The 24,939-nt window shown below is 43.2% G+C and carries 22 protein-coding genes; 6 read left to right on the forward strand and 16 right to left on the reverse strand.

The window, feature by feature from the left end; translation table 11 throughout:
• Positions 1 to 365: 365 nt before the first annotated feature.
• From gvpC to ACE3JL_RS09320, 4 genes are all read right to left on the reverse strand, one after another.
• The gene (gvpC, locus tag ACE3JL_RS09305) at positions 366 to 905 is read right to left on the reverse strand and encodes a gas vesicle protein GvpC (RefSeq protein ID WP_271988809.1); all 540 of its coding nucleotides are present in this window, start codon (positions 903 to 905) and stop codon (positions 366 to 368) included.
• A 441-nt stretch (positions 906 to 1,346) separates the two neighbouring features.
• Complete coding sequence (gene gvpA, locus ACE3JL_RS09310) at positions 1,347 to 1,562, reverse strand: gas vesicle structural protein GvpA (RefSeq protein WP_002735503.1); 216 nt, start codon at positions 1,560 to 1,562, stop codon at positions 1,347 to 1,349.
• A gap of 376 nt (positions 1,563 to 1,938) precedes the next feature.
• Positions 1,939 to 2,154 (reverse strand): gas vesicle structural protein GvpA, encoded by a 216-nt coding sequence (gene gvpA / locus ACE3JL_RS09315; protein WP_002735503.1) that lies wholly within the window; start codon positions 2,152 to 2,154, stop codon positions 1,939 to 1,941.
• A 1,163-nt stretch (positions 2,155 to 3,317) separates the two neighbouring features.
• Complete coding sequence (locus ACE3JL_RS09320; RefSeq protein ID WP_271990033.1) at positions 3,318 to 3,587, reverse strand: hypothetical protein; 270 nt, start codon at positions 3,585 to 3,587, stop codon at positions 3,318 to 3,320.
• An 896-nt stretch (positions 3,588 to 4,483) separates the two neighbouring features.
• Between ACE3JL_RS09320 and ACE3JL_RS09325 the strand changes: the two genes are divergently transcribed.
• Positions 4,484 to 5,296 carry an HMA2 domain-containing protein gene (locus tag ACE3JL_RS09325; RefSeq protein ID WP_271990037.1) on the forward strand — a complete coding sequence of 271 codons (813 nt, stop codon included), beginning with the start codon at positions 4,484 to 4,486 and terminating at the stop codon, positions 5,294 to 5,296.
• Positions 5,297 to 5,639: 343 nt separating this feature from the next.
• Here ACE3JL_RS09325 and ACE3JL_RS09330 read toward each other — a convergent pair whose 3' ends face one another.
• The 7 genes from ACE3JL_RS09330 to ACE3JL_RS09360 all read right to left on the reverse strand — a co-directional run bounded on the left by ACE3JL_RS09330 (position 5,640) and on the right by ACE3JL_RS09360 (position 13,337).
• The gene (locus ACE3JL_RS09330; protein ID WP_375329336.1) at positions 5,640 to 7,259 is read right to left on the reverse strand and encodes an SUMF1/EgtB/PvdO family nonheme iron enzyme; all 1,620 of its coding nucleotides are present in this window, start codon (positions 7,257 to 7,259) and stop codon (positions 5,640 to 5,642) included.
• Between the two features lie 142 nt (positions 7,260 to 7,401).
• Positions 7,402 to 9,090 (reverse strand): SulP family inorganic anion transporter, encoded by a 1,689-nt coding sequence (locus ACE3JL_RS09335; RefSeq protein WP_271992242.1) that lies wholly within the window; start codon positions 9,088 to 9,090, stop codon positions 7,402 to 7,404.
• Positions 9,091 to 9,202: 112 nt separating this feature from the next.
• Positions 9,203 to 9,886 carry a Mo-dependent nitrogenase C-terminal domain-containing protein gene (locus ACE3JL_RS09340; RefSeq protein WP_002754710.1) on the reverse strand — a complete coding sequence of 228 codons (684 nt, stop codon included), beginning with the start codon at positions 9,884 to 9,886 and terminating at the stop codon, positions 9,203 to 9,205.
• Between the two features lie 244 nt (positions 9,887 to 10,130).
• Positions 10,131 to 11,516 carry a UDP-glucose dehydrogenase family protein gene (locus ACE3JL_RS09345; RefSeq protein ID WP_375329337.1) on the reverse strand — a complete coding sequence of 462 codons (1,386 nt, stop codon included), beginning with the start codon at positions 11,514 to 11,516 and terminating at the stop codon, positions 10,131 to 10,133.
• Between the two features lie 45 nt (positions 11,517 to 11,561).
• Positions 11,562 to 12,488 (reverse strand): UDP-glucuronic acid decarboxylase family protein, encoded by a 927-nt coding sequence (locus ACE3JL_RS09350; protein WP_271992245.1) that lies wholly within the window; start codon positions 12,486 to 12,488, stop codon positions 11,562 to 11,564.
• Between the two features lie 187 nt (positions 12,489 to 12,675).
• On the reverse strand, positions 12,676 to 13,104 hold the full coding sequence (locus tag ACE3JL_RS09355; protein WP_271992246.1) for a type II toxin-antitoxin system VapC family toxin: 429 nt from the start codon (positions 13,102 to 13,104) through the stop codon (positions 12,676 to 12,678).
• Entirely contained in the window at positions 13,101 to 13,337 is a 237-nt protein-coding gene (locus ACE3JL_RS09360) for a hypothetical protein (protein WP_271992248.1), read from the reverse strand. Before ACE3JL_RS09360 ends, ACE3JL_RS09355 begins: the two co-directional genes overlap by 4 nt.
• A gap of 457 nt (positions 13,338 to 13,794) precedes the next feature.
• Between ACE3JL_RS09360 and polA the strand changes: the two genes are divergently transcribed.
• The 3 genes from polA to ACE3JL_RS09375 all read left to right on the forward strand — a co-directional run bounded on the left by polA (position 13,795) and on the right by ACE3JL_RS09375 (position 17,317).
• Positions 13,795 to 16,665, forward strand: a complete 2,871-nt coding sequence (gene polA / locus ACE3JL_RS09365) for a DNA polymerase I (protein WP_271992249.1) — start codon at positions 13,795 to 13,797, stop codon at positions 16,663 to 16,665.
• Positions 16,666 to 16,669: 4 nt separating this feature from the next.
• Entirely contained in the window at positions 16,670 to 16,915 is a 246-nt protein-coding gene (locus tag ACE3JL_RS09370) for a hypothetical protein (protein WP_271992251.1), read from the forward strand.
• Between the two features lie 165 nt (positions 16,916 to 17,080).
• Positions 17,081 to 17,317: a heavy-metal-associated domain-containing protein gene (locus tag ACE3JL_RS09375; RefSeq protein WP_271992252.1), complete on the forward strand. Its 237-nt coding sequence runs from the start codon at positions 17,081 to 17,083 to the stop codon at positions 17,315 to 17,317.
• A 292-nt stretch (positions 17,318 to 17,609) separates the two neighbouring features.
• Here the strand turns inward: ACE3JL_RS09375 and ACE3JL_RS09380 are convergent, their stop codons facing one another.
• The 3 genes from ACE3JL_RS09380 to ACE3JL_RS09390 all read right to left on the reverse strand — a co-directional run bounded on the left by ACE3JL_RS09380 (position 17,610) and on the right by ACE3JL_RS09390 (position 20,988).
• Positions 17,610 to 18,389: a PspA/IM30 family protein gene (locus tag ACE3JL_RS09380; protein ID WP_271992253.1), complete on the reverse strand. Its 780-nt coding sequence runs from the start codon at positions 18,387 to 18,389 to the stop codon at positions 17,610 to 17,612.
• 485 nt (positions 18,390 to 18,874) lie between these two features.
• On the reverse strand, positions 18,875 to 20,185 hold the full coding sequence (locus tag ACE3JL_RS09385; RefSeq protein ID WP_271992255.1) for a cell wall metabolism sensor histidine kinase WalK: 1,311 nt from the start codon (positions 20,183 to 20,185) through the stop codon (positions 18,875 to 18,877).
• 47 nt (positions 20,186 to 20,232) lie between these two features.
• The gene (locus ACE3JL_RS09390) at positions 20,233 to 20,988 is read right to left on the reverse strand and encodes a response regulator transcription factor (RefSeq protein ID WP_271992257.1); all 756 of its coding nucleotides are present in this window, start codon (positions 20,986 to 20,988) and stop codon (positions 20,233 to 20,235) included.
• Positions 20,989 to 21,062: 74 nt separating this feature from the next.
• Here ACE3JL_RS09390 and ACE3JL_RS09395 point away from each other — a divergent pair, with 74 nt between their 5' ends.
• Positions 21,063 to 21,830 (forward strand): creatininase family protein, encoded by a 768-nt coding sequence (locus tag ACE3JL_RS09395; protein ID WP_271992259.1) that lies wholly within the window; start codon positions 21,063 to 21,065, stop codon positions 21,828 to 21,830.
• 69 nt (positions 21,831 to 21,899) lie between these two features.
• A complete protein-coding gene (locus ACE3JL_RS09400) occupies positions 21,900 to 22,664 on the forward strand; it encodes a hypothetical protein (protein ID WP_375329338.1) in 765 nt (254 codons plus the stop codon).
• Positions 22,665 to 22,693: 29 nt separating this feature from the next.
• On the opposite strand, the gene glcD is transcribed toward ACE3JL_RS09400, so the two are convergent.
• Positions 22,694 to 24,160 (reverse strand): glycolate oxidase subunit GlcD, encoded by a 1,467-nt coding sequence (gene glcD, locus ACE3JL_RS09405; protein WP_375329339.1) that lies wholly within the window; start codon positions 24,158 to 24,160, stop codon positions 22,694 to 22,696.
• Between the two features lie 147 nt (positions 24,161 to 24,307).
• Complete coding sequence (locus ACE3JL_RS09410) at positions 24,308 to 24,859, reverse strand: 2'-5' RNA ligase family protein (RefSeq protein WP_375329340.1); 552 nt, start codon at positions 24,857 to 24,859, stop codon at positions 24,308 to 24,310.
• Between the last annotated feature and the right edge of the window lie 80 nt (positions 24,860 to 24,939).

The following is a 24,939-nucleotide window of genomic DNA, read 5'->3' on the forward strand; positions in this document are numbered from 1 at the left end:
CTTGCCTAGATTACTTTTCAAGACTTAAACAATGACAAGCCCAGATTTAGTCCTTTTCCCTTACCTCCTTTGTCAATAAAATACTACTAAGGACAATATTAACCATAAACTAAGTGAAGTTCTATAATACTGCTTAATTTACCAGAATACTGCTTAATTTACCAGTTCTTTAGATCGGCATAAGCAGGAACCCACCACTCCCACCTCGAGTCTAGAAATCTAGAAAAGCAGGATCAGCATGGTAGGTTTCAAACCAAAGGCTTATTGTTGTGTTTTTAGATAGTCCTCTAGTTTAGCCAGGAAAAGGGACTAGAGGGTTTTCACTCTAGCCCTAGGCTTAAGTGGGTTGGAATTAACCTAGAGATTTATTTGCCAAAAACGTAGATAGACAAATCTTGACGAAATTGACGCAATTCGTCTTTTAGCTGTTTAGCTTCAGCTAAACGTCGTTCTTGAAATTGACTTAAATCTTCTTTCAGTTGTTTAGCTCGATCTAGATGCTGTTGACGTAAGTCGTTCTCCAGCTGTTTTGCTGCTGCTAAACGCTGTTCTTGGAATTGACTTAAATCCTCTTTCAGCTGTTTAGCTCGATCTAGACGCTGTTGACGTAAGTCGTTGTCTAGCTGTTTCGCTGCCGCTAAACGTTGTTCTTGAAATTGACGTAAATCCTCTTTTTGCTTTTCCGCTTGAGCTAAACGCTGTTTTTGGGTAGCTGTTAAAAACGCAAGGCTTTCTTGTTGAACTTTTTCGAAGGATTGGCGCAGAGCAGTTGCCTGTTCTTGCGCTTGTTTTTGTCTTGCAGTTTTGACATCTAACAAAAAAGCTTGGACTTCTTGGGAGAGTTTAGCTACTTCTCCAGCAATCGATAAACGATCCTGGAGGAACTTTTCCATGAGAGCAGGCATGGGGTTGTCCTCAATTACTAAATACTATGGAATGGATGGGACTCAATCACCCGTTTGAAAAAAATTCACGGGGACTGGGGGTAAAGACACCAGATTTCGACTCTTCTTAATTATCCCAGAGTTGAGGTAGGGGACTACCCCAGACCAAGGGGCGCAACTTCCTACCCTAAGAATGGCTTTCTACTGGAAAAATAGTTAGCCTTATATTCTGGCGGTGGGCAGTAAACCTAGCTACAAAGGTCGAAGTCACGGTTACAAAAATAATTTGTATGGGTCTAGCTTTGTTTTTGCTATCCGTTGCCGTGCCAACCTTATTAATTATAGACTATTGCGCCCCAAGAGAGGGGTAACTAAACTCAATAGGGATTTAAAGAAAAGCCGAGAATCTGGAAAACCCATTGGGGTTTTAATTCAGCAGATAGGAGAATCTGTGATCAATCCTTAAGCAGGAACTGCTGCAGATTGAGTCAGACCAACAGCTTCAGCATATTTGAGGTAGGTTTCAACAGAAGCGATGACTACACGAGCTTCAATCGCTAATAATTCGATGCCCACTAGAGATACGCGAGCCCAGGCATCAATAACGATACCTTTGTCAAGGATGCGATCAATAACTTCAGCTAAGCTAGAGGAAGAGTTAGTTTTTTCAACTGCCATGGTAATAGACCTTTTTGTTAGTTGTATAGAAAGTGTACAGTGCCGATCCAAACGTTGAGATAGCGAACAACCACATCTCAAGGGGCGCAGGTTCCCATCCAGAGAACGACTTTGCTGTTCCGAAAAACAGTAAGTATCATAATCTGGTTATAGGGAGCAAACCTAGCTACAAAGGTCAAAATTGCGGTAACAAAAATAATTTGTATGGGTCTAGCTTCGTTTTCGCTATCCGTCGCCGTGTCAACTTTATCATTTATAGACTATTGCGCCCCAAGAGAGGGGTAACTAAACTCAATAGGGATTTAAAGAAAAGCCGAGAATCTGGAAAACCCATTAGGGTTTTAACTCAACAGATAAAAGTACCTGTGGTCAATCCTTATGCAGGAACTGCTGCAGATTGAGTCAGACCAACAGCTTCAGCATATTTGAGGTAGGTTTCAACAGAAGCGATGACTACACGAGCTTCAATCGCTAATAATTCGATGCCCACTAGAGATACGCGAGCCCAGGCATCAATAACGATACCTTTGTCAAGGATGCGATCAATAACTTCAGCTAAGCTAGAGGAAGAGTTAGTTTTTTCAACTGCCATGGTAGATAGACCTTCTTGTTGTTTTCATAGAGAGTGTACGGTGCTGAAGTCATGGAGGATTCAAAAACTCGTTTGTTTTTTTTGCCTTCATCACTTCGGCATTTGAACAATAACACCCTTTTTTTGTCGGTGTCAATACCCAACTTCGATTTTTTCGTTAAGAAATGTAGTCAATTCTCAGTTTTGTGCTTAAGAAATGCAGTCAATTCTCAGAAAATGCGGGTCAAGGTCGTTGCCGGTATGCTTTTTTCTAAGCAAAACTTCCCATTTGGACAGCAGGGTGAGCGCACCTAAAAACAATACAAATACAAGAACCTTGCAGGGATTACTGAACTTACCCCCCCCACGAAGAAAAATAAGCAAACCCTTACCCCAAGCTAGTCTTGACGATTGATCAACTACCCTAGACTAGCTACAATCGACTCAGAAAGGTAACTGGAGCCTGTTTTGATGGACACAGAACAAATAAACTAATAGTAAAAGCCTTGCTGTGCAAGGCTTTTAAGTCCTTAGGGTACAAATATATTGAGATTTTGGTTTTAACGATCGCTATCTTAGGTGTTATTTGAAGATGTGTAGTGAGGTGTTCTCCCTCCACAGGAGGCTGCCTTTTGAGACGAGTCCCAAAGAGTCCTATATTCTCTTCACAAGATTAAATTCCTGGCTCTCTTGGGTTTGGTGGGTAAAATGTATTCTAAGATACATTATGCCTAGCGAGCAAGTGGAAGGAACCACAGAGACACAGAGGACGCAAAGATTGACCGATCCTTTGTAAGTTAAACTTATGACACAGAACCTATTTGTTGACGGGATTCTTATTCCTTCTGCTCTTAGATTGTTGGCTGCATTCGTGATAGGTCTTGGATTCTGGACTTATAGTCATTTCAGATAAGTCTGATACACTCTAGACCGACAAAAGCCTTGTGAACTCTGGGATTAATATTCTCAATTTTAATTGAAATGGCTATATTCATTTTTATATCATTTTTCAAAAATAATGACAGACTTAGTTGATCACCTGAAAGCGCAACCCCTCTCTGAGAAAGAGGCTGCGCTTTCAGATGTTAGTCACGACTATTGAAAAAATTGGTATTAGCTATCTTTTCCTGGACTCTAGCCACTATTTTCAGAGATTGCTGTGGCGCGGATTCGTTGACATCCGTTCAGGTGGATTGACTGGCCAGAAATTGTTGTTGATAGTCTAAAAACTCGCCATGCCATTCCGCAAAACGCCGTTCCCCATCTTTGACTAAAAGTTGGCGGTAGGTTTCCGAGGAAATCCAAGGCTTTATTGGACGTTGTTGGGCCGAACGAGCTTGGTATTCAGCGGTTGATTGACGGCAGTAGTTGTGATAATTTTGGTGCCATTCGCGATAGCGCCGTTCTCCATCCCGCACGAGGGCTTGGCGATAGGCTTCTGAAGATAGGCTCATGGTATTACTCCTTTTCAAATCCCTTGATGGCTTGACCAGAATTATAGCACAATGTGTGTTTGATCAATAATTCTGGCTACTAATGTCAGATGGTCTAGATTTTTAACTTGAATTTCTGTTGATTTATTTATAGTCGAACAGCCCACTCGCCTAAGTTTTCCAACAATTTCTATTTTTTCATAATTAGGGGTCTCAAAACTCCCCTAGCTGGCACGGAGACAATCCTCACCAGCTAAGTCTTTTTACTCAAGTCTCTGGGGGGGGGCAGCCAATGTGACAGTTGAGAGTGGGGAATGTGGGTTTAAAATCTTAAGGAAAGTATCTAGGAGAAGTTCGACAATTATTCGAGAATATATGCACGAACATTTGAAGGAGCTAATCGTTGAAAAAGTATTTCATCTTTGCCGCTAAATTATTGAAAAAAATATCTATAAATGAACAAAAAAAGATTTTGATCAAGAATTAATTAACAGAATTCTTACATCCCTTGACATTCAATTAATGTCTTACCAACCTATTGTTTAAAAAATTTTCAGTAGTTACTATAGCTACAATGATTGATTTTTTCAAGATAAATAATTGTGATTTTTCCCAGAAAAATTGCTTATTAAAAATGTTCTCTATAGTAGTTTCTAGAATGATTTTTTTGTCAAAACATCTTGGGGAATGTAAAAATATATAAAAGTATATGAAGATGTACGGAATGTCGGATTAATATTTTAAAAGATTCCCATTGCGGGGATTTATCCCACTTTTTCAAAACAAATGGAATCCTTGGGCTTTAAGCCAAGGGAGTCTCAATAAATCTACTGTAAAAGGTGATAAAGTTCCTATTGTTACTGCTTATTGGCTAAATTATCATGCTATTTGGTAGCACGTCTGAATTTTCCACAAATGTGACCCCCAAAATCTCCTATCAAGTGGTTAGCTCACTTCCAGGGCGAATCCGCTTGCGCGTCCCTTCCCTGCGCCAAAACCTAACAGGACAAAATATTCTCCAGGGAGCGATCGCCGCCCTAGAAAGCGTTACCAGCGTCCGCGTCAACCTCTTGGCTAACTCAATCATTGTCACCTTTGCTGAAGGGAAAATTTCTCCCGCGCAATTAGAGCAAGAACTGGCAACCGCGATCGGCAAGGCCGCAGCTTCGGCGAACCCAGGAGCAGAAGTCCCCCAGAAAGCCGAATTCAAAGCGGAAAAACAAGTTCCTCGTCCCTCGGAAGAAAAATTGCAGGTGAGGGAAAATCTGGCAGATGCAAAGGTGGGTCAGACCAAAACAGTGATCAGTTCCCAGCTAGGGGAAAGTAAAGATGATAAAATTTCCCTAAACAAGATAACGAGCCACACTTTAGTTTATCGGCAGCTGGAAGCCTTACCCGTTAATTCTTGGCAGCGCCAGTGTCAAGAGCAGGCTGAATCGATCGAGAAACTAGAAGATCAACTCGCCGCCTTACAGCCGGTGGCAGCGATCGGTTCAGCTTGGCTGAGGCGGTGGTACGTTCACAGTCCAGCAACCATAGATTGCGCTGTCAGCACCGGCGCACCACTGCTGGTGGCGTTCCCCAAAACCCCGGAATCTGAAGGACAATGGCAAGAGTTGGCAGCGGGGCAAAGGCAGGTGATCGCCCAGTTGGAGCAATGCCTTGCCGATGTGCAGCGCCTAGCCGTTATTGGAGAAGCTCGATTGAAAAAATATCGCAAATACCTTTAAAAGTTGCAAAATACAGGCTCGCAGTCTCTATTTCAGGTGCGAGGAGCGCAACTGATTAGGCTTTGTCTGGGACTAAATTGCCAATTTGATCAAGAATTTTTACCCGAAGGGAGAAGAGAGGGGCTGACAGGTGTAGGTTTATTACAAAGAGGTGAGCGGTCACACACTCAGGGTGAGAAAATCAAGCTAGAGATTTAGAGGAGCATCGTGAAAGGCAATGCTGAAAAACAAATATTTCATGCTACCTCAATTTCTCAAAAAAAATCGACCCGCCTAAGGGCGGGAAAAAGAGAAAAAGAGAAAAAGAGAAAAAGGGTAAAAAGGGAAAAAAAGGGAAAAAGGGTTACAGAGTCCTCCCAGCACCGCACACCACCCGAAAACCGCTGTTGCAGTAGTAGTTGTCGCGGCGGTAGTAGTAGTTGCGGAAAGCAGAACGGCAGTCATTTGGAAGGTAGTACCAAGAACCGCCCCGCACACACTTACGAGACTGAGAACGATTATCATTCTTGAGAAACCACGCCGATCCATCCGTCGGCGCTCCGATATAGTTATCGTGCCAATCGTCTTCGCACCACTCCCAAACATTGCCACTCATGTCATAGAGTCCCCAAGCATTGGGCTTTTTCTGGCCCACAGGATGAGTTTTATCCTGAGAATTTCCTTTATACCAAGCGTAATCTCCTAACTGATTAGCATCATCACCGAAATAAAAGCGAGTAGTAGTCCCCGCACGACAGGCATATTCCCATTCCGCTTCTGTCGGTAGGCGATAGGTTTTCCCTGTTATTTGACTCAATTTCCGACAAAAAGCTTGAGCATCATTCCAACTAACCTGTTCTACCGGATTTTGTGGATTGTTTTGAAACCGAGAGGGATTTGTTCCCATTACCGCTTCATATTGTGCCTGAGTGACTGGATATTTCCCAATCGCAAAACTGTTGACTTTAACTTGGTGTTGAGGTTTTTCATCACTTGCAGCATTGGGATCACTGTCAGGAGAACCCATGAGAAACTCACCTGCTGGTAAGCTCACCATCTCTAGTGTTACTACGTTGGATATTTTTTCGGTAAATGGAGTAGGTGAAGCAATTAGGGGTATTGGTGAAACAGGCTTTTTGACTGCTGCCGGTGCTGGTGGAGGTGACGGGGGAGAATTCCATCCCACAGGTTGTAAGGCATTTAAAACCTGTTGTGCTGTCCATCTTTGTTTTCTATCTTTTTGCAAACACCCTTCAATAATCGGTTTAAACTCTTTCGGTAAACTAGGGATTTGTAGCTCACAATTCATCACCTTGGCCATTAATTGATTAATATCATTATTGAACTTATAGGGAAGTTGATTAGTGGTCATTTCGATTAACATAATACCCAATGACCACAGATCCCAAGCTGAGGAAATATCCCCCCTAAAGGCTTCAGGAGGCATATAAATAATTGTACCGCTATTGTGGACGGTTTGAGTGTGGCTTTTGTTATTTAAAGTTCTAATTAAGCCAAAATCTGCTAACTTGTATTGTTGATTAACCTTGAGGATATTACCCGGTTTTAAATCTCGATGGACTTTATTTTGTCCATGAAGATAATTTAAGCCCTGGGCGACTTGAGCAGTAATATTTTTAATTTCACTTGATGATAAACTGCCTTTGGCGATGTGATTTTCTAGGCTACCCTGTGCCAATTCCATCACTAAATAAAGCATTTCAGTATTGAGAAAAGTAAATTCCCCCACCGAATAAGCCTTAATTAAATTAGAATGTTCTAACTTTCTGGCATTTTGTAACTCAATTAATTTATCATCGCTACTTTCGGGGATAACTTTAATAGCAACTTCTTGAACCGATGTATTTCTGACCATTTCACTAGCATGAAATACACCGCCAAAACCACCCGCACCAAGAAACTTATTAAGACGATAAGAGTTTATTCGTTGCCCTTCTAACATCTTCATCATTTGTTCTAGCATAATAATAACTCCTGAATTAATCAATTTTTACGTTGTGTAACTATCCTATTAAGTGAGTGGTTTTAACGAAGGTAGGGGACAAAAGGCAAAAGGAGCAATAGATAATCAGTTTTTAATAACCAGATTTAGTCTCACGCATCAGTTAACGATTTTTAAAAGCTTCGATCGCCGCTGGCAAAGTATAGTAAATTCTTTCTTGGCTGATTTTATCTAACAAGCGAGAACGTTGCAATTGTAAGTACAGATCGTGTTTAACCCTAGCGAGGGCAAAAACTATACCCTGTCTTGATAATTCCGCCGCCAGTTCCTCGATAACCTCCACGGCTGTACTATCCAATTCCCCAAGGGTCTCCGTATTCAGGACAAACCATTCTACTGGTTTTGTCTCCCGGGCAATGGCACTGAGAGCGCGACGTTTAAAGTCGGCCGCATTAGCAAAAAATAAGGGGGCATCGTAACGATAGATAACTAACCCCGGTATTGTTTGCGCTTCCGGCCAATCCTGGAGTGCGTGTAAACCCATCACCCCCGGGACTGTACCCAAGACCGCATCATCGGGCCGAGTAATGCGGGCCAATAAATCGATAACCGAGAGACCGATGGCGATGGCAACCCCGCTTAAAATCCCCGTGGTTAGCACCCCCACCATGGTCAGGACAGCGAGGTTAAACTCACTATTGCGAAAGCTTTTTAGTCGTTTAGCGCCAGCAATATCCACCAGTTTACAGGCCGCATAAATCACCAGCGCACCCAAAGCGGCCTTGGGAAAGAGTGCCAGTAGCGGACCGAGGGAGAAAATGACCGCCACCACCACCACTGCCACCACCAGGGAGTAAATCTGACTTTTACTACCCACGGAATCCCCCACCGCGGTGCGACTGGCGCTGCTGCTGATGGGAAATCCCTGACAAAAACCCGCCGCCAGATTCCCCAGTCCCAGGGCTAAAAATTCTTGATTGGCATCGATTTCTTGGTTATGACGTGCGGCGAAGGCTCTAGCGGTCAAGACGTTATCGGAATAGCCCACCAGGGCAATGCCGACGGCCGCGGTCACTAGAGGTAGTATTTGGGAAAAATCTAGGGTTGGTAAGCTAAAATTGGGCAAAGTATTGTTAATTTTCCCCACCACTGCCACCCCTTCTCGATCAAGATGGAGGGTGGCGACGGCCAGGGTTCCCAGTAAAACCGCCAGCAAGGGACCCGGTGCTTTGGGAAAATATTTTTGGATGACAAATAGAAACAGTAGCAGCAATAGAGCTAGGCTAAGGGTTGGCCAGTGCCATTGGTTTATTCCCCAAAAAAAAGCGAAAATCTCTTTAAAAACCGTATTTTCACGTATTGACAAACCACTAATTTTACCCAGTTGTCCCGCAATCATGATCACCGCCACTCCCGCCATATAACCGATTAGGATCGGTTTGGAGAGTAAATTAGCTAGAAATCCCAAGCGGGCGATGTAAGCGACAAAACAGACTGAACCGACCATTAGGGCTAAAAAAGCCGCTAAACTGCCGTAATTTTCCCCTTGAAGGCTCATCAGAGGTGCGATCGCTGCCGCCGTCATCACTGCCGTGGTCGATTCCGGTCCGAGGGACAGTTGCGGTGAGGAGCCGAAAAGGGCGTAAACTAGGGCAGCCGGCACGAGAGTCCACAATCCCACCACCGGCTCGACCCCGGCCAGGTCGCCGTAGGCCATACACTGGGGAATAGCGTAGGCCGCCACGGTGACACCAGCGAGTATATCTCGGCCCAGCCACTGCCATTGATAAGAGCGCAGGTTTTTTAGCCCCGGTAAATCAGGAAAATCGACTCGTCGGGAGTTTTTACTCATATTTTCTCTCTGAACGGCGACGTGAACCTAATTTTAACGGAAGAATTGGCTAGAAAAAGCTTTGAGGCTGGGGATTGTCAAACCATTGTAACCGCAATTTTAGTTAAATTGGCTAAATATACTCGGAAATATCCTCTTGACAATCATCGGCTAAGTATGATAGGGCGCGGAAACGTAAACCGACTAATTGTTCGTAGAGAGGATTTAACTTGCACAGAGGCGGAATATGGACTAATTTATGGCCAAAAAGCACGATATCGCGTTCAAAAGGACATTGAGGCGGCACCATTTTGCAGATAAACCGGGCCAAGCGCGGATCGTGCATTTCTACCCCATCTAACCAGTCTTTGAGGGGATGCAGCAGATCTGGGTGGGGATGTTCAGCACTGATAAACTCGGATTTATTCGCTTCCGTGGTAATTTCGGGAATTTCACAGATAGTATGTTCTAAAGCTGACAATGCCTCGATTTCTAACCCGAAAGCATCCCGATAACTACGCAGTAATTGCGCTTCTGCGGGGGAATAAATGCCATCGGCGATCGCTACCATGACCGCCGTGCGGAGGAAGTTTTCTGATATTTTGGGGTCATGACCGAAACTTGCGGCCAATTCTTCGGGACTAATCGACTGATAGAGAACGTGGTCGTCATCTAATTCTAATTCATGAGCGAAACGGGCGATCGATTCCTGTTCGCTGGTGCTATAATCCCCATCAGACCAGGCAATTGTCAGTAATCCCCGTAACCAGTCCCTAACTTGTTCGTTAGTGTAGCGGTATTGAACAGAGCTAACCATAGGTATGTATTGCTAAAACTGATTTCTAGTTTCTCGATCTAATTCTACCCATCGCCCCCGGATTCTAGTGGCTCCTGTTCATATCATTTAACTATAGCCAATAACCCCATGGTCAGCTAGGAAGTTTTCGTTTTTCAGCCAGCATAATCGGGCAATTTTCGCCCCTAGGAGCAGGGGTAAGGGTTGTTGCTGCTTGTCCCTTCCCCACCCGCGTTAGTCCTGCTGAAAAGGCGGATTACTGGGATTAACGGCCAATCCCGAGGTAACGGAAACCAGCTGCTGTCACCACCGCAGGATCGAGGAAATTGCGACCATCAATTAACACGGGTTCGCGCATGGTTTTAACCATTTTGCTGTAGTCGAGACGGAGGAATTCTTGCCATTCCGTCACCACCACCAAAGCGTCACAACCATCGGCCAATCTTTCCGGATCCGATTCGATAATCACACCGCTTAAACCGTGACTTAAACCACTTTGGGAAACGATCGGATCATAGGCTTTTACCTTAGCACCTAAACGATTTAACTGTTCGATCATGGTTAAAGCCGGAGCATCGCGCATATCATCGGTATCGGGTTTAAAAGTTAATCCCAACAAACCGACGGTTTTACCCTTGAGGATTTTTAATTCCTGTTGCAGTTTTTCGATCGCGATTGTCCGTTGACGTTTGTTAACATTGATAGCGGCGTTAAGTAATTCCGTTTCGTAACCGTAGTCTTCTGCGGTATGCACCAAAGCTGACACATCTTTGGGGAAACAGGAACCCCCCCAACCGATTCCGGCCGAGAGAAACTTGCTGCCGATACGGGAATCTAAACCGATACCTTTAGCCACTTGGGTGACATCGGCTCCCACGCGATCGCAGATGTTAGCTACTTCGTTAATAAAGCTAATTTTGGTGGCTAGGAAGGCATTAGCGGCGTATTTAATCATTTCTGCTGAACTGAGATCCGTAACCACTACGGGAACGGGAGGCAAGGAGGGATCTTCAGAGAATTGACGTTCAATCAAAGGCGCGTACAATTCCTTCATCATTTCGATGGCTTTCGGGTTATTACTGCCTAAAACAATGCGATCAGGGTTAAAAGTATCATAAACTGCTGAACCTTCCCGTAAAAATTCGGGATTGCTGACCACATCGAAATCGGCTTCAATGCGTTCTAGTGTACTAATGCCGCCACCAGCGGCCACGAGATTTTTTTGTCTCTCGGCCACACCATCAAGGACGATCATCCGTACCCAATCCCCAGAACCGATGGGAACGGTAGATTTATTGACGATTACTTTATAACCACCGTTAAGATGGGCCCCAATACCCCGGGCCACCGCTTCCACATAACGGGTGTCACTTTCCCCTGTGGGTAGTGCTGGTGTACCAACAGCGATAAAGAGGATTTCACCGTGTTTAACTCCCGCTTCTAGGTCCGTGGAAAATTCCAGATTGCCAGAGGCTGCTGAAGACTGCATTAATTCTGATAACCCCGGTTCATAGATGGGGGATTGTCCCGATTTCATTAATTTGACTTTTTCTTCATTGTTGTCAATACAGATGACATGATGGCCGATGTGTGCTAGACAAACCCCGGTGACTAAACCCACATAACCCGTTCCGATAACACAAACACGCATGATAATCACTCCAGTGACAATTAGGTTAAATTTATTGATTAGGGATTAGCTGAGACGAGAACGGAAATCCTCGATCGTCATTTTTAAACCCTGACTTAGAGGAATAGTGGGACTCCAATCTAGATAGGTTTTAGCACGAGTGATATCCGGTTGTCGTTGCTTGGGATCATCTTCCGGCAGTGGTTTATAGACTAATTCGGCCTCGGGATTAATCATGCCTTGGATCACTTGTGCTAATTCCAGAATTGTGTATTCGTCGGGATTGCCGAGATTAATTGGCCCAATAAAATCCCCATTCATCAAACGCATTAACCCTTCCACTAGGTCAGAAACATAGCAAAAACTGCGGGTTTGGGAACCTTGACCATAAACCGTCAGGGGTTGACCGCGCAAAGCTTGCACTACGAAATTACTCACCACTCGACCATCGTTTTCTAGCATTCGCGGGCCGTAGGTGTTGAAAATCCGGGCCACCCGGATATCGACTTTATGCTCTCGATAATACTCAAAAGCTAGAGTTTCCGCCACCCGTTTACCCTCGTCATAACAGGAACGCGGTCCAATACAGTTGACATTACCTCGATATTCTTCCGTTTGCGGATGCACATCGGGATCGCCATAGACTTCTGAGGTAGAAGCGAGCAAAAATCGCGCTTTTACCCTTTTAGCTAGGCCCAGCATATACATAGTCCCTAAAACATTGGTTTTAATCGTTTTTACGGGGTTATATTGATAGTGGATTGGGGAAGCAGGACAGGCCAAGTGATAGATCTGATCGACTTCTAAACGGATCGGTTCGGTGATATCGTGACGAATTAGCTCAAAATAAGGATTTCCTAGCCATTTAACGATATTTCTGCGTGTCCCTGTGTAGAAGTTATCCAGACAGATCACTTCATGACCCTGTTCCATCAAGCGATCGATTAGATGGGAACCGATAAAACCAGCGCCACCCGTAACTAGGATTCTCATGTAATCGCACAGTAAACATATAAAATTATTCTTAAAATACCCTTACGCTGGCTTTTTGGCAAATATTTTTTTTGACGGGGTGTTAAGTATCAGTGATCAGCGATCGCCGATTCAAGGCTAATGGCTGAATAATGGCTCGGTAATGTTTAAAAAATGTAACAATTTTCCTAGTCATCCCTACAGAGTTTTATATTGTCCAATCTTGTAGGCGTAAATTAGGTATTTGAGAGAAATCACGATAATTGCGTGTTACTAAAATACTGTTTTCTGATAAACTAATCGATGCAATTCTTAAATCTTGTGTTCCTATACGAATTTTTTGCTCCCGTAATTCTCTGAAATGATAATGAGCTTCTAAGGTATAGTTAACAATTTTAAATTTGCTCAGATAATTAACTACATCTCTCAAACCTTGATACCCTTTGATTAACTTTTCATATTGATTGCTTTGAGAGTATTTTCTGATCACACTGAACCATCCTCTGACTTGTTCTTCTAAAGTAATAATTGTTATAGCAAGATCATCAGGATTGATAGACGCTACTCTCCGAACTAAGTGCGGATGTAGTTTTTGCAGTAGGGTTATATGATCGGTATCTAATATATATTGGGTCACGGTATTTCAACTTGTTGACTGTCTTCTTGGTCAACTTTTTGACGATAGGTTTCTATACTCTCTATGACTTCATCTAAGAGGGGGTTATAGGTTAGTGTAGCTGGTATATTGAGCAGTGGATGCTCTTGTTGTTGTTTTTTCTGCGCTAATTTTTCTAATAATTGGTTTTGTTCTTCTAAAGAAAGTTGATTGATAGATTCTATAATTTGGCTAAGAGAAAGATGAGGAGTCATAAATTACAAGCCTTTTTGAATAGATATTGATGCTAGTGTAGCATAATACTAAATCCGTTGAGTAACGCACAGAAAACGGGTTTCTCCGAGAAACCCGTTTTCTACTCATCTCATCCAAAAAGGGGAATAAATAATCAGTCTTTAATAACCAGATTTAGTATAATTCCCTTCGTCGCTAACAGCTTTAAAACAGAGCCTACAGTAATCGGCATTTTTCTGATAGTTCCCTAGTGGTACAAGCAGGATGCCGGTAAATGATCTTGATGCGATTGGTAGCACAGGCATCCGCCGTCTGTAAAGAGATAGAAAGATTTAAGGTTAGAACAATGCCAGCATCTGTTATACTCTAATACAGAAAAAACCCCCTTGTCAAATTTGGGCAAATTCGGGCAAAATAGGGAATGTAAATTTTATACAATATTTAGTATTATTTTGATAGGACTAAAGAGGCTAGATTATGACCAGTGGCGAGCAAAATAAGCTATTTATCCTGATTGATGGGCATTCTTTGGCTTTTCGTGCCTATTATGCTTTTGCTAAGTCTCGTTCGGGACCTCTGCGTACTTCTACTGGCATTCCCACCAGTGTTTGTTTTGGGTTTTTAAACTCTCTGATGCAGTTACTAGAAACTCAAAAACCCACTTATTTAGCGGTCGCTTTTGATTTAGCAGTCCCTTCTTTTCGCCACGAAGCTGATGTTAATTATAAGGCTAATCGGCAAGAAACTCCCGAAGAATTTCGCCCCGATTTAACTAATCTGCAAAGTCTCTTGGCAGCGATGAATATTCCTATTGTGACTTCCCCGGGTTACGAAGCAGATGATGTTTTAGGAACTTTGGCCAAACAAGCTGGCGATCATGGTTATACAGTCAAGATTTTAACAGGCGATCGAGATTTATTTCAATTGGTAGATGAGGAGAAAAAAACCACAGTTCTCTATCTGGATATTAATGCAGTCAAAAGTACATCGGGACAGGGTTATACAGAATTCAATTCCCAAGCTGTCACGGAAAAGTTAGGGGTGACACCAAAACAGGTAGTAGATTTTAAGGCTCTTTGCGGTGACAAGTCTGATAATATCCCCGGAGTGCGCGGAATTGGCGAAAAAACAGCGATAGATTTATTAAAAAAATACGATAACTTAGAGGATATTTATACCAATCTGCAATCGATCAAGGGAATGGTAAAAACTAAATTATTAGAGGGCAAAACTGCCGCCGAAAGTTCTCGCTATTTAGCTAAAATTGCCCTTGATGCCCCCGTTAGCCTCGAAGAGGATAAATTTCGTCTCCGAGGTTTCGATCAGCGTTTAGTTAAAACTTTATTGGCAAGATTGGAGTTAAAGAAAATTCTCCAGAAACTCGATCAAATTCAACAGCATCTAGGTGGCACTCCTACCCTAGAATTAACTAGCGATGCTGATTCTAATCAATTATCTCTGTTTGATTTATCCCCTATTTCTCCACCGGTTCTAATTGCTCCCGATATTATTGATACTATTCCTAAGTTAGATGCTCTACTGGCAAAATTAACAACTTTCACTAATCCGCAATTTCCCGTCGCTTGGGACACCGAAACCACGGATTTAAATCCTCGTGTAGCCAAATTAGTTGGGATCGGTTGCTGTTGGGGAAAAGAATTAAATGCTATGGCCTATATTCCTATCGGCCACCAGAACGGTGATAATTTAAATCTAGAGATAGTCCTCGAAAAATTACGCCCAATTTTAGCCAGTGATAATTATCCGAAAGTCTTCCAGAATGCGAAATTTGATATTGATGTTTTTTATCATCAAGGAATTACCGTTAAAGGTCTAGTTTTTGATACGATGGTGGCTAGTTATGTCCTCCATCCCGAACTAACTCATAATCTCGAAGATTTATGCGATCGCTATTTGGAAGGTATCACTTCCCTTAGTTATAAAAGTCTCGGTATTCCTGGGGGAAAAACCATCGCTGATTTAGATATCTCTACCACTGCTAACTACTGCGGATTAGATGCCTACGCTACCTATTTACTTCAAGAAAAATTACAAACAGAATTAACTAAAATTCCCTCTTTATATCAATTATTCTCAGAAGTAGAATCTCCCTTAGTGATGGTGCTGTGGCAGATGGAAAATTATGGTATAAAAATTAATGTCAATTATCTAAAAAACTTGTCCCAGCAACTAGAAAGAGACTTAGCAGACATAGAAAAAAAAGCCTATGAATCCATCGGAGAAACTTTTAATCTTGGCTCTCCTAAACAGTTAAGTGAAATCCTCTTTGATCGATTGGCACTCAATCGCAAAAAATCCAGAAAAACTAAAACAGGTTACTCCACCGATCAAAGTGTTTTAGAAAAATTACAAGGCGATCATCCCCTAATTGATTATATCCTTGAACATCGCACCTTATCCAAATTAAAATCCACCTATGTGGATGCTTTACCGAAATTAGCCGAACCAAAAACCGCACGAGTGCATACAGATTTTAATCAAACCATCACCAGCACTGGACGTTTATCATCCTCTAATCCTAACCTGCAAAATATTCCCGTTCGCAGTGAATTTTCCCGGCGAATCCGTCAAGCTTTTATCCCCGAAGATGGTTACTTATTAGTGTCAGCGGACTACTCACAAATTGAGTTAAGAATTCTTACTCATCTCAGTCAAGAACCAGTTTTATTAGAAGCGTATCGTAATGATCAAGATGTTCATAAAGTCACCGCTCAATTGCTCTTTGATAAAGGGGAAATTACCCTCGAAGAACGCAGTTTAGGAAAGACAATTAACTTCGGGGTTATTTATGGCATGGGAGCGCAAAAATTCGCCCGTGAATCAAAATTAACCGTAGAACAGGGCAGAAAATTTATTGAAAAATATCATCAACGTTATGCCCAAGTATTTGAGTATTTAGAGAATAGCAAAAAACAAGCAATCGCTCAGGGATATGTAGAAACAATTTTGGGTAGAAGACGTTATTTTAACTTTGATAATCCCCTCTTAAAAAGACTGCGAGGACTGTCCTTACATGACATCGATTTAGATAGCCTCAAACTCAACAACGAGGAGGCACAATTATTAAGATCGGCTGCTAATGCGCCCATTCAGGGTTCCAGTGCTGATATTATTAAAGTAGCGATGGTAAAGTTGGCAGAGGTACTGCAAAATTATCGAGCGAGATTACTGCTGCAAGTCCATGATGAATTAGTCTTGGAAGTACCGAGGGAAGAATGGCCATCCCTAGAGTCAAAAATCAAGACGATTATGGAAGAAGCTGTCTCCTTGACGATCCCTCTCTTGGTAGAAATAAAAGCCGGTGACAATTGGATGGAAACCAAATAAAACTATGATCGAAAACAGACAATTTTTAACCCCAGAAGAATCCGCAGATGTGGACGCTGCCCTCTTGACTTCTCCCGAAAAATTCCTGACTCGTTTAACGATTTCTTCCCTACGCTTACTAAAAATAATCGCCGAAGATACGGGAGTAACCCTAGAAGAATTAACCCATAAACAGGTCATCCAATGGCTAGAAAAAGATAGTAAACTGCGTCTGGAACAGGGGATCGAAGCGGCAGTGCTGAAATGGTAAATAAACTCTTAAAAAATCAGCTACCTCTGACAATTTATGCTAGTTTTCAGCTATAATTTACTTAACACAATTAATTACACAGATCTAACTACTTCTTGCTGATCGCCTATCCTAACCAAGAAATTAATTTTTTACGACTACTTATAAGTTACTGGACTTACAACAATGACAATTACCCTAAAAGTGCCTAGTATTGCCTGTGAAGGTTGCGCTAATACCATTACTAAAGCGATTAACAATCAGCAACCGGCAGCCCAAATATCGGTGGATGTAGCTAATAAAATCGTCACGGTAGAAACCACCGCATCCCCCGCAGAAATTGCCCAATGGATCAGCGAAGTCGGTCATACTGTCGAGTCTGGAGAGGCACAAGGAACAACCATTACATCATCTCAAATTTGATTAATATCATTAGTTGATAGGATGACAGCAGGGCGAAGCTTAAACTGTTGAAATTGACTGGATGGTATGGGTGCTTGACTGAAAATTTGGGTACGAGCCACACCTTTTATTGTAGGGTGCGGCTTTAAATAAAATGGTTCTAATTGTTCATCAGAGAGATTTTGTGTTACCTTGTCTCCCTATCCTTGTAAGAATTAGGACTCTCTTGGGGAATAAATAATCAGTTTTTAATAACCGGGTTTAGCACCCTAGAGACGTACCCTAGATAGTACGTCTCGACGCTCTCAAAGCTTTACATTTCTTTCAACTTTGATCGCAATTCCTCTAATTCCGCATCCACTGCCGAATCCCTGACGGTGGTTGCTTGGGGTAAAGTGGGTTGATTAGAAGCTGTACCCGGTAATACTCCCTCTCCCCCGGACATTTGTGCTTTTAGCATTGCTAATTCATCCTCCACATCGCTACCCGATTCTAGTGCAGCGAATTGATTTTCGATGCCGATGCCACCCAATTCACCGTAAGCTTGACTACTAGCTTCTAACTGCACAACCTTTTCTTCCATGCGCTCAAAAGCGGACACGGAACTGCTGGTATCGATACTGCCGAGGGTTTTTTGGAGTTGTTCGTTGGCTTTTGCAGCTCTGGAGCGAGCTACTAACATATTTTTCTTAGTTTTTGCCTCAGAAATTTTACTTTCGAGCGCAATCAGGTTTTTTCTTAGACTATCTACCTGTACTGTTTGCTGATCCAGTTGATTTTTGAGAATGGCGGCGGTTTCCGTGAAATCTTTCTTGCGTTTAAGAGCTTCCCGAGCGAGGTTTTCATCCCCTTTAGAAAGGGCTAATTTGGCTCTTTGTTCCCATTTATTGGCTTCTGACTGGTCTTTGCTGTATTTTTGTTCCGTTTGTCGTTGTTCAGCGATCGCTCTAGCAACCGCTTGACGTACCTGTACTAGATCCTCTTGCATATCACTGACAGCTTGCTCCAGCATTTTTTCTGGATCTTCAGCCTTGCTCACCATATCATTGAGGTTAGCTCGGACAACTCGGCTAAGGCGATCGAATAAACCCATGACGCTTTTGTTCCTCTCGGTGTGTACTAAATCAGTTAACTGTTCTTAAAATTTCCTATCTTGCCTGACGGCTTATTCTTTAATTTGACACTCTTCGCCCTAAAAGTGCGGAGATTCTTGGGCTGAATCCAGCCTCTACTAACTAACTAAGTTAGCTTTGGACTTACAGTTTCATATCTAGTCTGACTACACCTATAAGGCAAGCACTCTTAAAGACTACTCCCCAAGCGTAAATTTCTGTGTGTCCCACAGTATTTAATTGTTTTGTGTTCTGACAGTTGGGACTTAATTAAACACCATTGACTGTTAGAAATTTTTAGATTACGGAGTTAGGACGTTTAACCTGTTTCCTCGCGTTCTCACGGTCGGAACCAATTATGAACATAATAGCACAAGGCCGTCCTTTTAGGACGGGGTTTTCAACCTAAATTTCTGAACTCAGGAGTCAGATCTGAGTTTTCAAGTCACTGATTACGGATTACTTTTCACTGAAAAACTTCCACCTCCTTTTTTTGACGGGGGAGAGTAACTTGTAGGCGAGCGCCGCCGGTGTTAGGGTCGTTTTGAGCGACGATCGAACCGCCATGGGCTTGAACAATCTCTTTAGCAATCGATAAACCCAAACCGGTACTATAATCCTTTGTGCCTTGTTTTTGACGGGTGCGGGAAGGATCACCGCGAAAGAGGCGATCAAAAACGTAGGGCAGATCGGCTTCGTTAAATCCTTTTCCGTTGTCGATAACGTCAATTTTTAGCCATTTTTCCCCAACGGTATTGGATATTTCTCGAATTTCTAGGCGTATTTTCCCCCGCTCAGGACTATACTTAATGGCATTATCAAAAAGATTTAGGAAAACTTGCAGCAGACGAGAGTGATCGACTTCTACCGTCCAATCCACCGAAGAGGAATAATCTAAGCTAATCTGTTTTTGGGCGGCTATTGGGGTGACAGTCTGCCAAGCGGTGCTGATTAGCTCCTTTAGATTAATCATCTGGTATTGTAAAGATCGCCCCGCATCCGCTTGTAATTCACTGATTTCTAGCCAATCACGCACTAATTGACTCAAACGCTCCACTTCTTTCCCCATTTGTTCTAACCAGCGTCTTTCGGGAGCTTGGAGGCGTTTTTGTAAAGCTTCGGTAAGCAGAGAAATGGAGGTTAAGGGAGTGCGTAACTCGTGAGTTAAGTCAGAGAAAGCTCGCTCGCGATTTTGCGACAATTCCACTAAAGGCTGTCTATTTTCGATAAATACAGCGATTTCACCTTCTGGCAAGGGATAACCGTAACCCTTCAAGGCAATCGATTTAGGAGCAGTCACTTGGCGATCGCTAATGGAGGTGACAGGATAATTAGTCGGGTAAAAAGTCCAAGTTTGCACCTGTGGACTCTGTTTTTGGCGAGTTTCTTGAATTAATTGATCTAATTCGTAGGAGCGCACCAATTCCAGTAGCAGACGCACTTGATCTGGCTGCCAGCGATCGAGTTTGAGGAGATTAATTGCCTGTTGATTGCACCAGAGTAGCTGATTATCGGCATCTATATGAAGATAGGCGATCGGTGCTAGTTCTAGCAAGGATTTCTGAATTTCTAAGCTCTTTTCTCGCTCTTGCAGACTTTGGGAGAGAAACTGTAATTCTCGACGCACCAGGGAGGTAACGGGAAAAGAGGCCGATAAATCCACCGAATCCGAGAGAGCGATTAGATTTCGCTTTAACTCTCCATTTAAGCGTGAGACTTGCCAATAACAAATACTCAAACCTAAAACTACTCCGAAAATAAAAGCGAAAATAGTCATTATCCCAGAAAGCAGCGATCGCTAAATTTGAAAATATAATCGCTCACCTAGCCAAAACGATAACCGAAACCGCGTACAGTAATCAGGTATTCTGGTTGACTGGGATCGATTTCCAGTTTTTCCCGTAACCAGCGAATGTGAACATCGACGGTTTTGGTGTCTCCTAAAAAATCTGGTCCCCAAATTTGTTCAATTAACTGCTCTCTTGACCAAACTCGGCGCGGATAACTCATAAATAGATCAAGGAGACGGAATTCTTTAGGAGAAAGGTTAACTTCTTCATCTCGCACCGTCACCCGACATTCTTGGGTATAGAGAAGAACATCGCGGAATTTTCGCACGGGAGCAGTCGTTAGGGAAGTAAATCCTTGACGACGAATCAGCGCACGACAACGAGCGACTAATTCTCGCATACTAAAGGGTTTAGTCAGATAATCATCGGCACCCACTTCTAAACCCAAAACTCGATCGGTTTCGCTGGCCTTAGCACTTAAGATTAAAATCGGGATAATATTGCCGTGATAGCGCAACAGACGGCAGATATCAAGACCACTGATTTGGGGTAACATTAAATCCAAAACGACCAAATCAAACCGAGATTCACCGTGATTACTAGATTCTTGACTTTGCAATAATTCTAGAGCAGCGCGACCATCACTAACACCGAGCGCCTCGTAACCTTCTTCTTCCAAAGCCAAAATAATCATATCCCGAATCACTTCTTCGTCTTCAACGATTAAAATCCGATGATTGGGAACGAAATCCGTACTCGCCGACAAGGGGGGGTTGTCAAGGGTTAACATAAAAATACTTGATTATTCGTCTTAATTTTATCTCAATTGGTCAACCCGCATTCGTTTTGGAAGGCTAGAGCCGAATGTTATTACAGTTATCTACCTGGTTAGAGGTGGAATCCTATCTAGAACAATCTCAGGGAATTATTATTCCTATCGGTTCCACGGAACAACACGGGCCGACGGGACTAATTGGTACAGATGCCCTATGTGCTGAGGCGATCGCTAAAGGAGTAGGGACACAGGTACGAGCAATGGTAGCACCGACCCTAAATGTCGGTATGGCCCTACATCACACGGCTTTCCCCGGTACAATTAGTCTTCGTCCTAGCACTTTGATTCAAGTCATCCTCGACTATGTGACTTGTTTAGCTAGGGCCGGTTTTCGTCAATTTTTCTTTATTAATGGTCACGGGGGCAATATTGCCACCCTAAAGGCCGCTTTTTCGGAAACCTATTATCATTTGGATTCCCTCAATTTGCCTAACACAAACGAGGTTAAATGTCAAGTGGCCAATTGGTTTATGGTGCGAGAAGTTTATCTTTTAGCCAAAGAATTGTATGGAGATCAGGAGGGTTCCCACGCCACACCGAGCGAAGTGGCATTAACTCAGTATCTTTACCCTGAGAGCCGTAAAAACGCCTTTTTATCAGAAAAAGTGGCTTCTGGTCATGGTATTTACGGTGCGGCTAATTTTCGCCGAAATTACCCCGATGGTCGTATGGGTTCCAATCCTGCTTTAGCGACTCCCGAACACGGTCAGAGATTCTATGAATTAGCCGTGAAAGAATTGAGTAATACTTATCTAGAATGGCTCTCTTGTCCTGTGTCTGAGTTGATTAGTCACTAAGCCACCGAGACCAGGAATAATTTAACTGTAACCCTAGAGACAAAACTTAAATATCCAAGGACAAAATTGATGATTGCCACCACTGACAATAACTCCAATCAAGCTCTGGCTAGTTTGCGAGAAATACAAGAACTTGCCATCGCAATTACCGCCAAAAGCCTCAATCCCGCCATGTTAACGGTTGATTTCCTCAAATATTCGGGAATAGTTCCCCCCGACTGGGAATTAAATGGCCAGCCGGTACTCAATCCTAATTACGCTCAAGTTAATTTTCAAAATGGTATCAGCATCGTCGCCCAACCCCGAACAATTACCTTTGTGGAGATAATTAAATCCCCCGATAGCCTGAACCTGAAACTGCCAGAAATTGTCGGTTTATATCTAGATAAACTCCCTTTAGCCGAATATCAAGCCCTGAGTATCGCCCCGAAAAGTATTGTTCCTCTCCCGAATAGCCCCGATGCCGCTAAAAAATACATCACCGAAACTCTTCTGGCCCCCGGTCCCTGGCACAATTTCGGTAAAGCCCCTCTACAAGCCGGCATCAATCTATTTTATCAGTTAGAAACCTCTCAGCTATCCCTGGCGATTAACGAGGCAAAATTACAATTACCCGATGGCAAAATTTTAGGGGCGCTATTATTTGCCGGCAACTTTAACTATAATCTGGCCGAGGGCCGCGATCGATTCAATCTGCTCAAACAATATCTGGGACAATGGCAAAAAGACCTAGAGATTTTCCGAGAATTAGTCACTCAACGCTTTCTAGAAAGACAAGTCCCAGTTTTCCCCTCTAATATCAATCTGCCCCTAGGACCCCAAGGTGGACTGTAATCAGTAATCAGTCAATATTTACCGATAACCTAAAACACATCCACCCCCGCAAACCCTTGTATTTTGGCATTAGCGGCTTCCCCACAGGTGCGCGGGGTGGGGAATAATTTCCCCGGGTTAGCCAAACCTTTGGGATTAAAGCAATCCCGCACATAGCCCATAGTTTCTAAGTCAATCTCGTTGAACATAGAGGGCATATAACAATTTTTATCGATGCCGATACCATGTTCGCCCGATAAACTGCCCCCAACCCGCACACAGAGCTTGAGAATTTCACCGCCTAATTCCTCCACTTCTGCCCAGGCCCCTTCTACCCTGTTATCGTAGAGAATCAACGGGTGTAAATTGCCATCCCCAGCGTGGAAAACATTGGCGATTTTATAACCGTATTTTTCACTTAAAGCCTTAATTTCCTGAAGAACAGACACCAATTGAGTGCGCGGTATCACCCCATCTTGCACAAAGTAATTAGGGCTAATTTTCCCCGCCGCCGCAAAAGCCGCTTTTCTGCCCTTCCAGAGTTTCAAGCGGGTTTCGGCATCATTAGCGGTGGTGATATTTCTCGCCCCATTTTGACGGCAAATCTCGGCAACCCGATGTTTATTCTTGGCGACTTCTACCCCTAAACCATCCAATTCCACTAATAAAACTGACTCGGCATCCCGGGGATAACAGCCGGTAGCCACCACGTCTTCCACGGCGTTGATACTGAGATTATCCATAATCTCCATCCCCGCCGGAATCATTCCCGATTTAATAATATCCGCCACCGCTTGGCCCGCCGCCTCGATACTGGTAAAATCAGCCAGTAAAACACAGATAGATTCCGGAGTTTTCAGGATTCTTAAGGTGATTTCCGTGGCAATGCCTAAAGTTCCCTCGGAACCCACAAATAAACCGGTTAAATCGTAGCCCGGTTGTTCCGGTACTGCTCCCCCCACATCGATAATTGAACCATCGGGAAGGACGATTTTTAAGCCCATAACGTGATTGGTAGTGACACCGTATTTTAAACAGTGAACCCCGCCGGAATTTTCCGCCACATTACCGCCGATCGAGCAGATAATTTGACTAGAGGGATCCGGTGCGTAATAAAATCCCGCCCCGCTTACCGCTTGTGTCACCCAATTATTAATCACCCCGGGCTGCACCACCACCCTTTGATTATCTAAATCAACCCTGAGAATCTGATTCATCCGCGCCGTGACGATGAGAATCCCCTCTTCTAAGGGTAACGCCCCTCCCGATAGGCCCGTTCCTGCCCCCCTCGCCACCCAGGCAATCTCGTTATCGTGACAGAGTTTCACCACCGCCGCAATTTCTGCTGTGCTGCGGGGCAGTACCACAAGAGCGGGTCTTTGTCTGTATCCTGTGATACCATCGCACTCGTAGGTTAATAATTCATCTTTGCGACGGATGACTCCATCTTTGCCGAGGATCGCTTCTAGCTGTTTGATCAGATTGGGGGAGATTTTCGGGGGATTTTTGAGTAACATAGGTTTCAGAGCGGCGGAGTCGCCATAAAATCGCTCTATAGGTTAAAATTTCGCCAAAAAGCCTGAAATGAAGCTTTAAAAACTGCTCTCTCCTATTTTACCACTATAACTCCCTCCTCTGTAGATAGAAACCTGCAAGAGTCCGGATTATAGAGAAAATTGCCGATAAATTTCCCAGTGCTTACCGTTATGAATTAGGAGGGTAATTTCATCGATCATCACCTCAAAAAATAGCTCTTGATTAGCATATTTTGACCAAGCTTTCCAGAAATTATCTTTAGTTAAATCTCGGAAGCCAACGGTTAAATGGGGCGCAAAAGCTCGGCTTTTTGAGACGTTATCGCTGATATTCAAGGAAGATTCTAGCTGCTGTAAAAGCTGTTTTTGCAGAGTTAATAATTCCGGGGTTTTTTGGACATTAATATAAATGACTCGCGGTTTAAAGGCGGCAAAATTCTGGAGAATCAGGGGAATAGGAGAGTGCAAGCCAGCAAATTCCTCTAAACATCTTTCTAAATCCGGTAATTGTCCTAAATTCCACTGGAAAGGAGGTTGGAGAGTGACGTGGGGAGGCGATTTCAGGGCAGCGCGACTATTGTAAATTTCTGCAAACTCTAACTTGATTTTTGTGGCAATTTCCTGTACTTCTGGCGGCGGCAAAAGCGCGATAAAAAATAGAGATCCCTGGGGTTGATTCATGGAAACAAGCAAAGCTACAGAAATGAAGCTGTCACCTCGATTCTAGCAGTCTTCCACAACTCTAAGCTAATTGTAAGTAC

This window comes from Microcystis sp. BLCC-F210 (genome assembly GCF_042134685.1).
Taxonomy (GTDB): Bacteria; Cyanobacteriota; Cyanobacteriia; order Cyanobacteriales; family Microcystaceae; genus Microcystis; species Microcystis aeruginosa_D.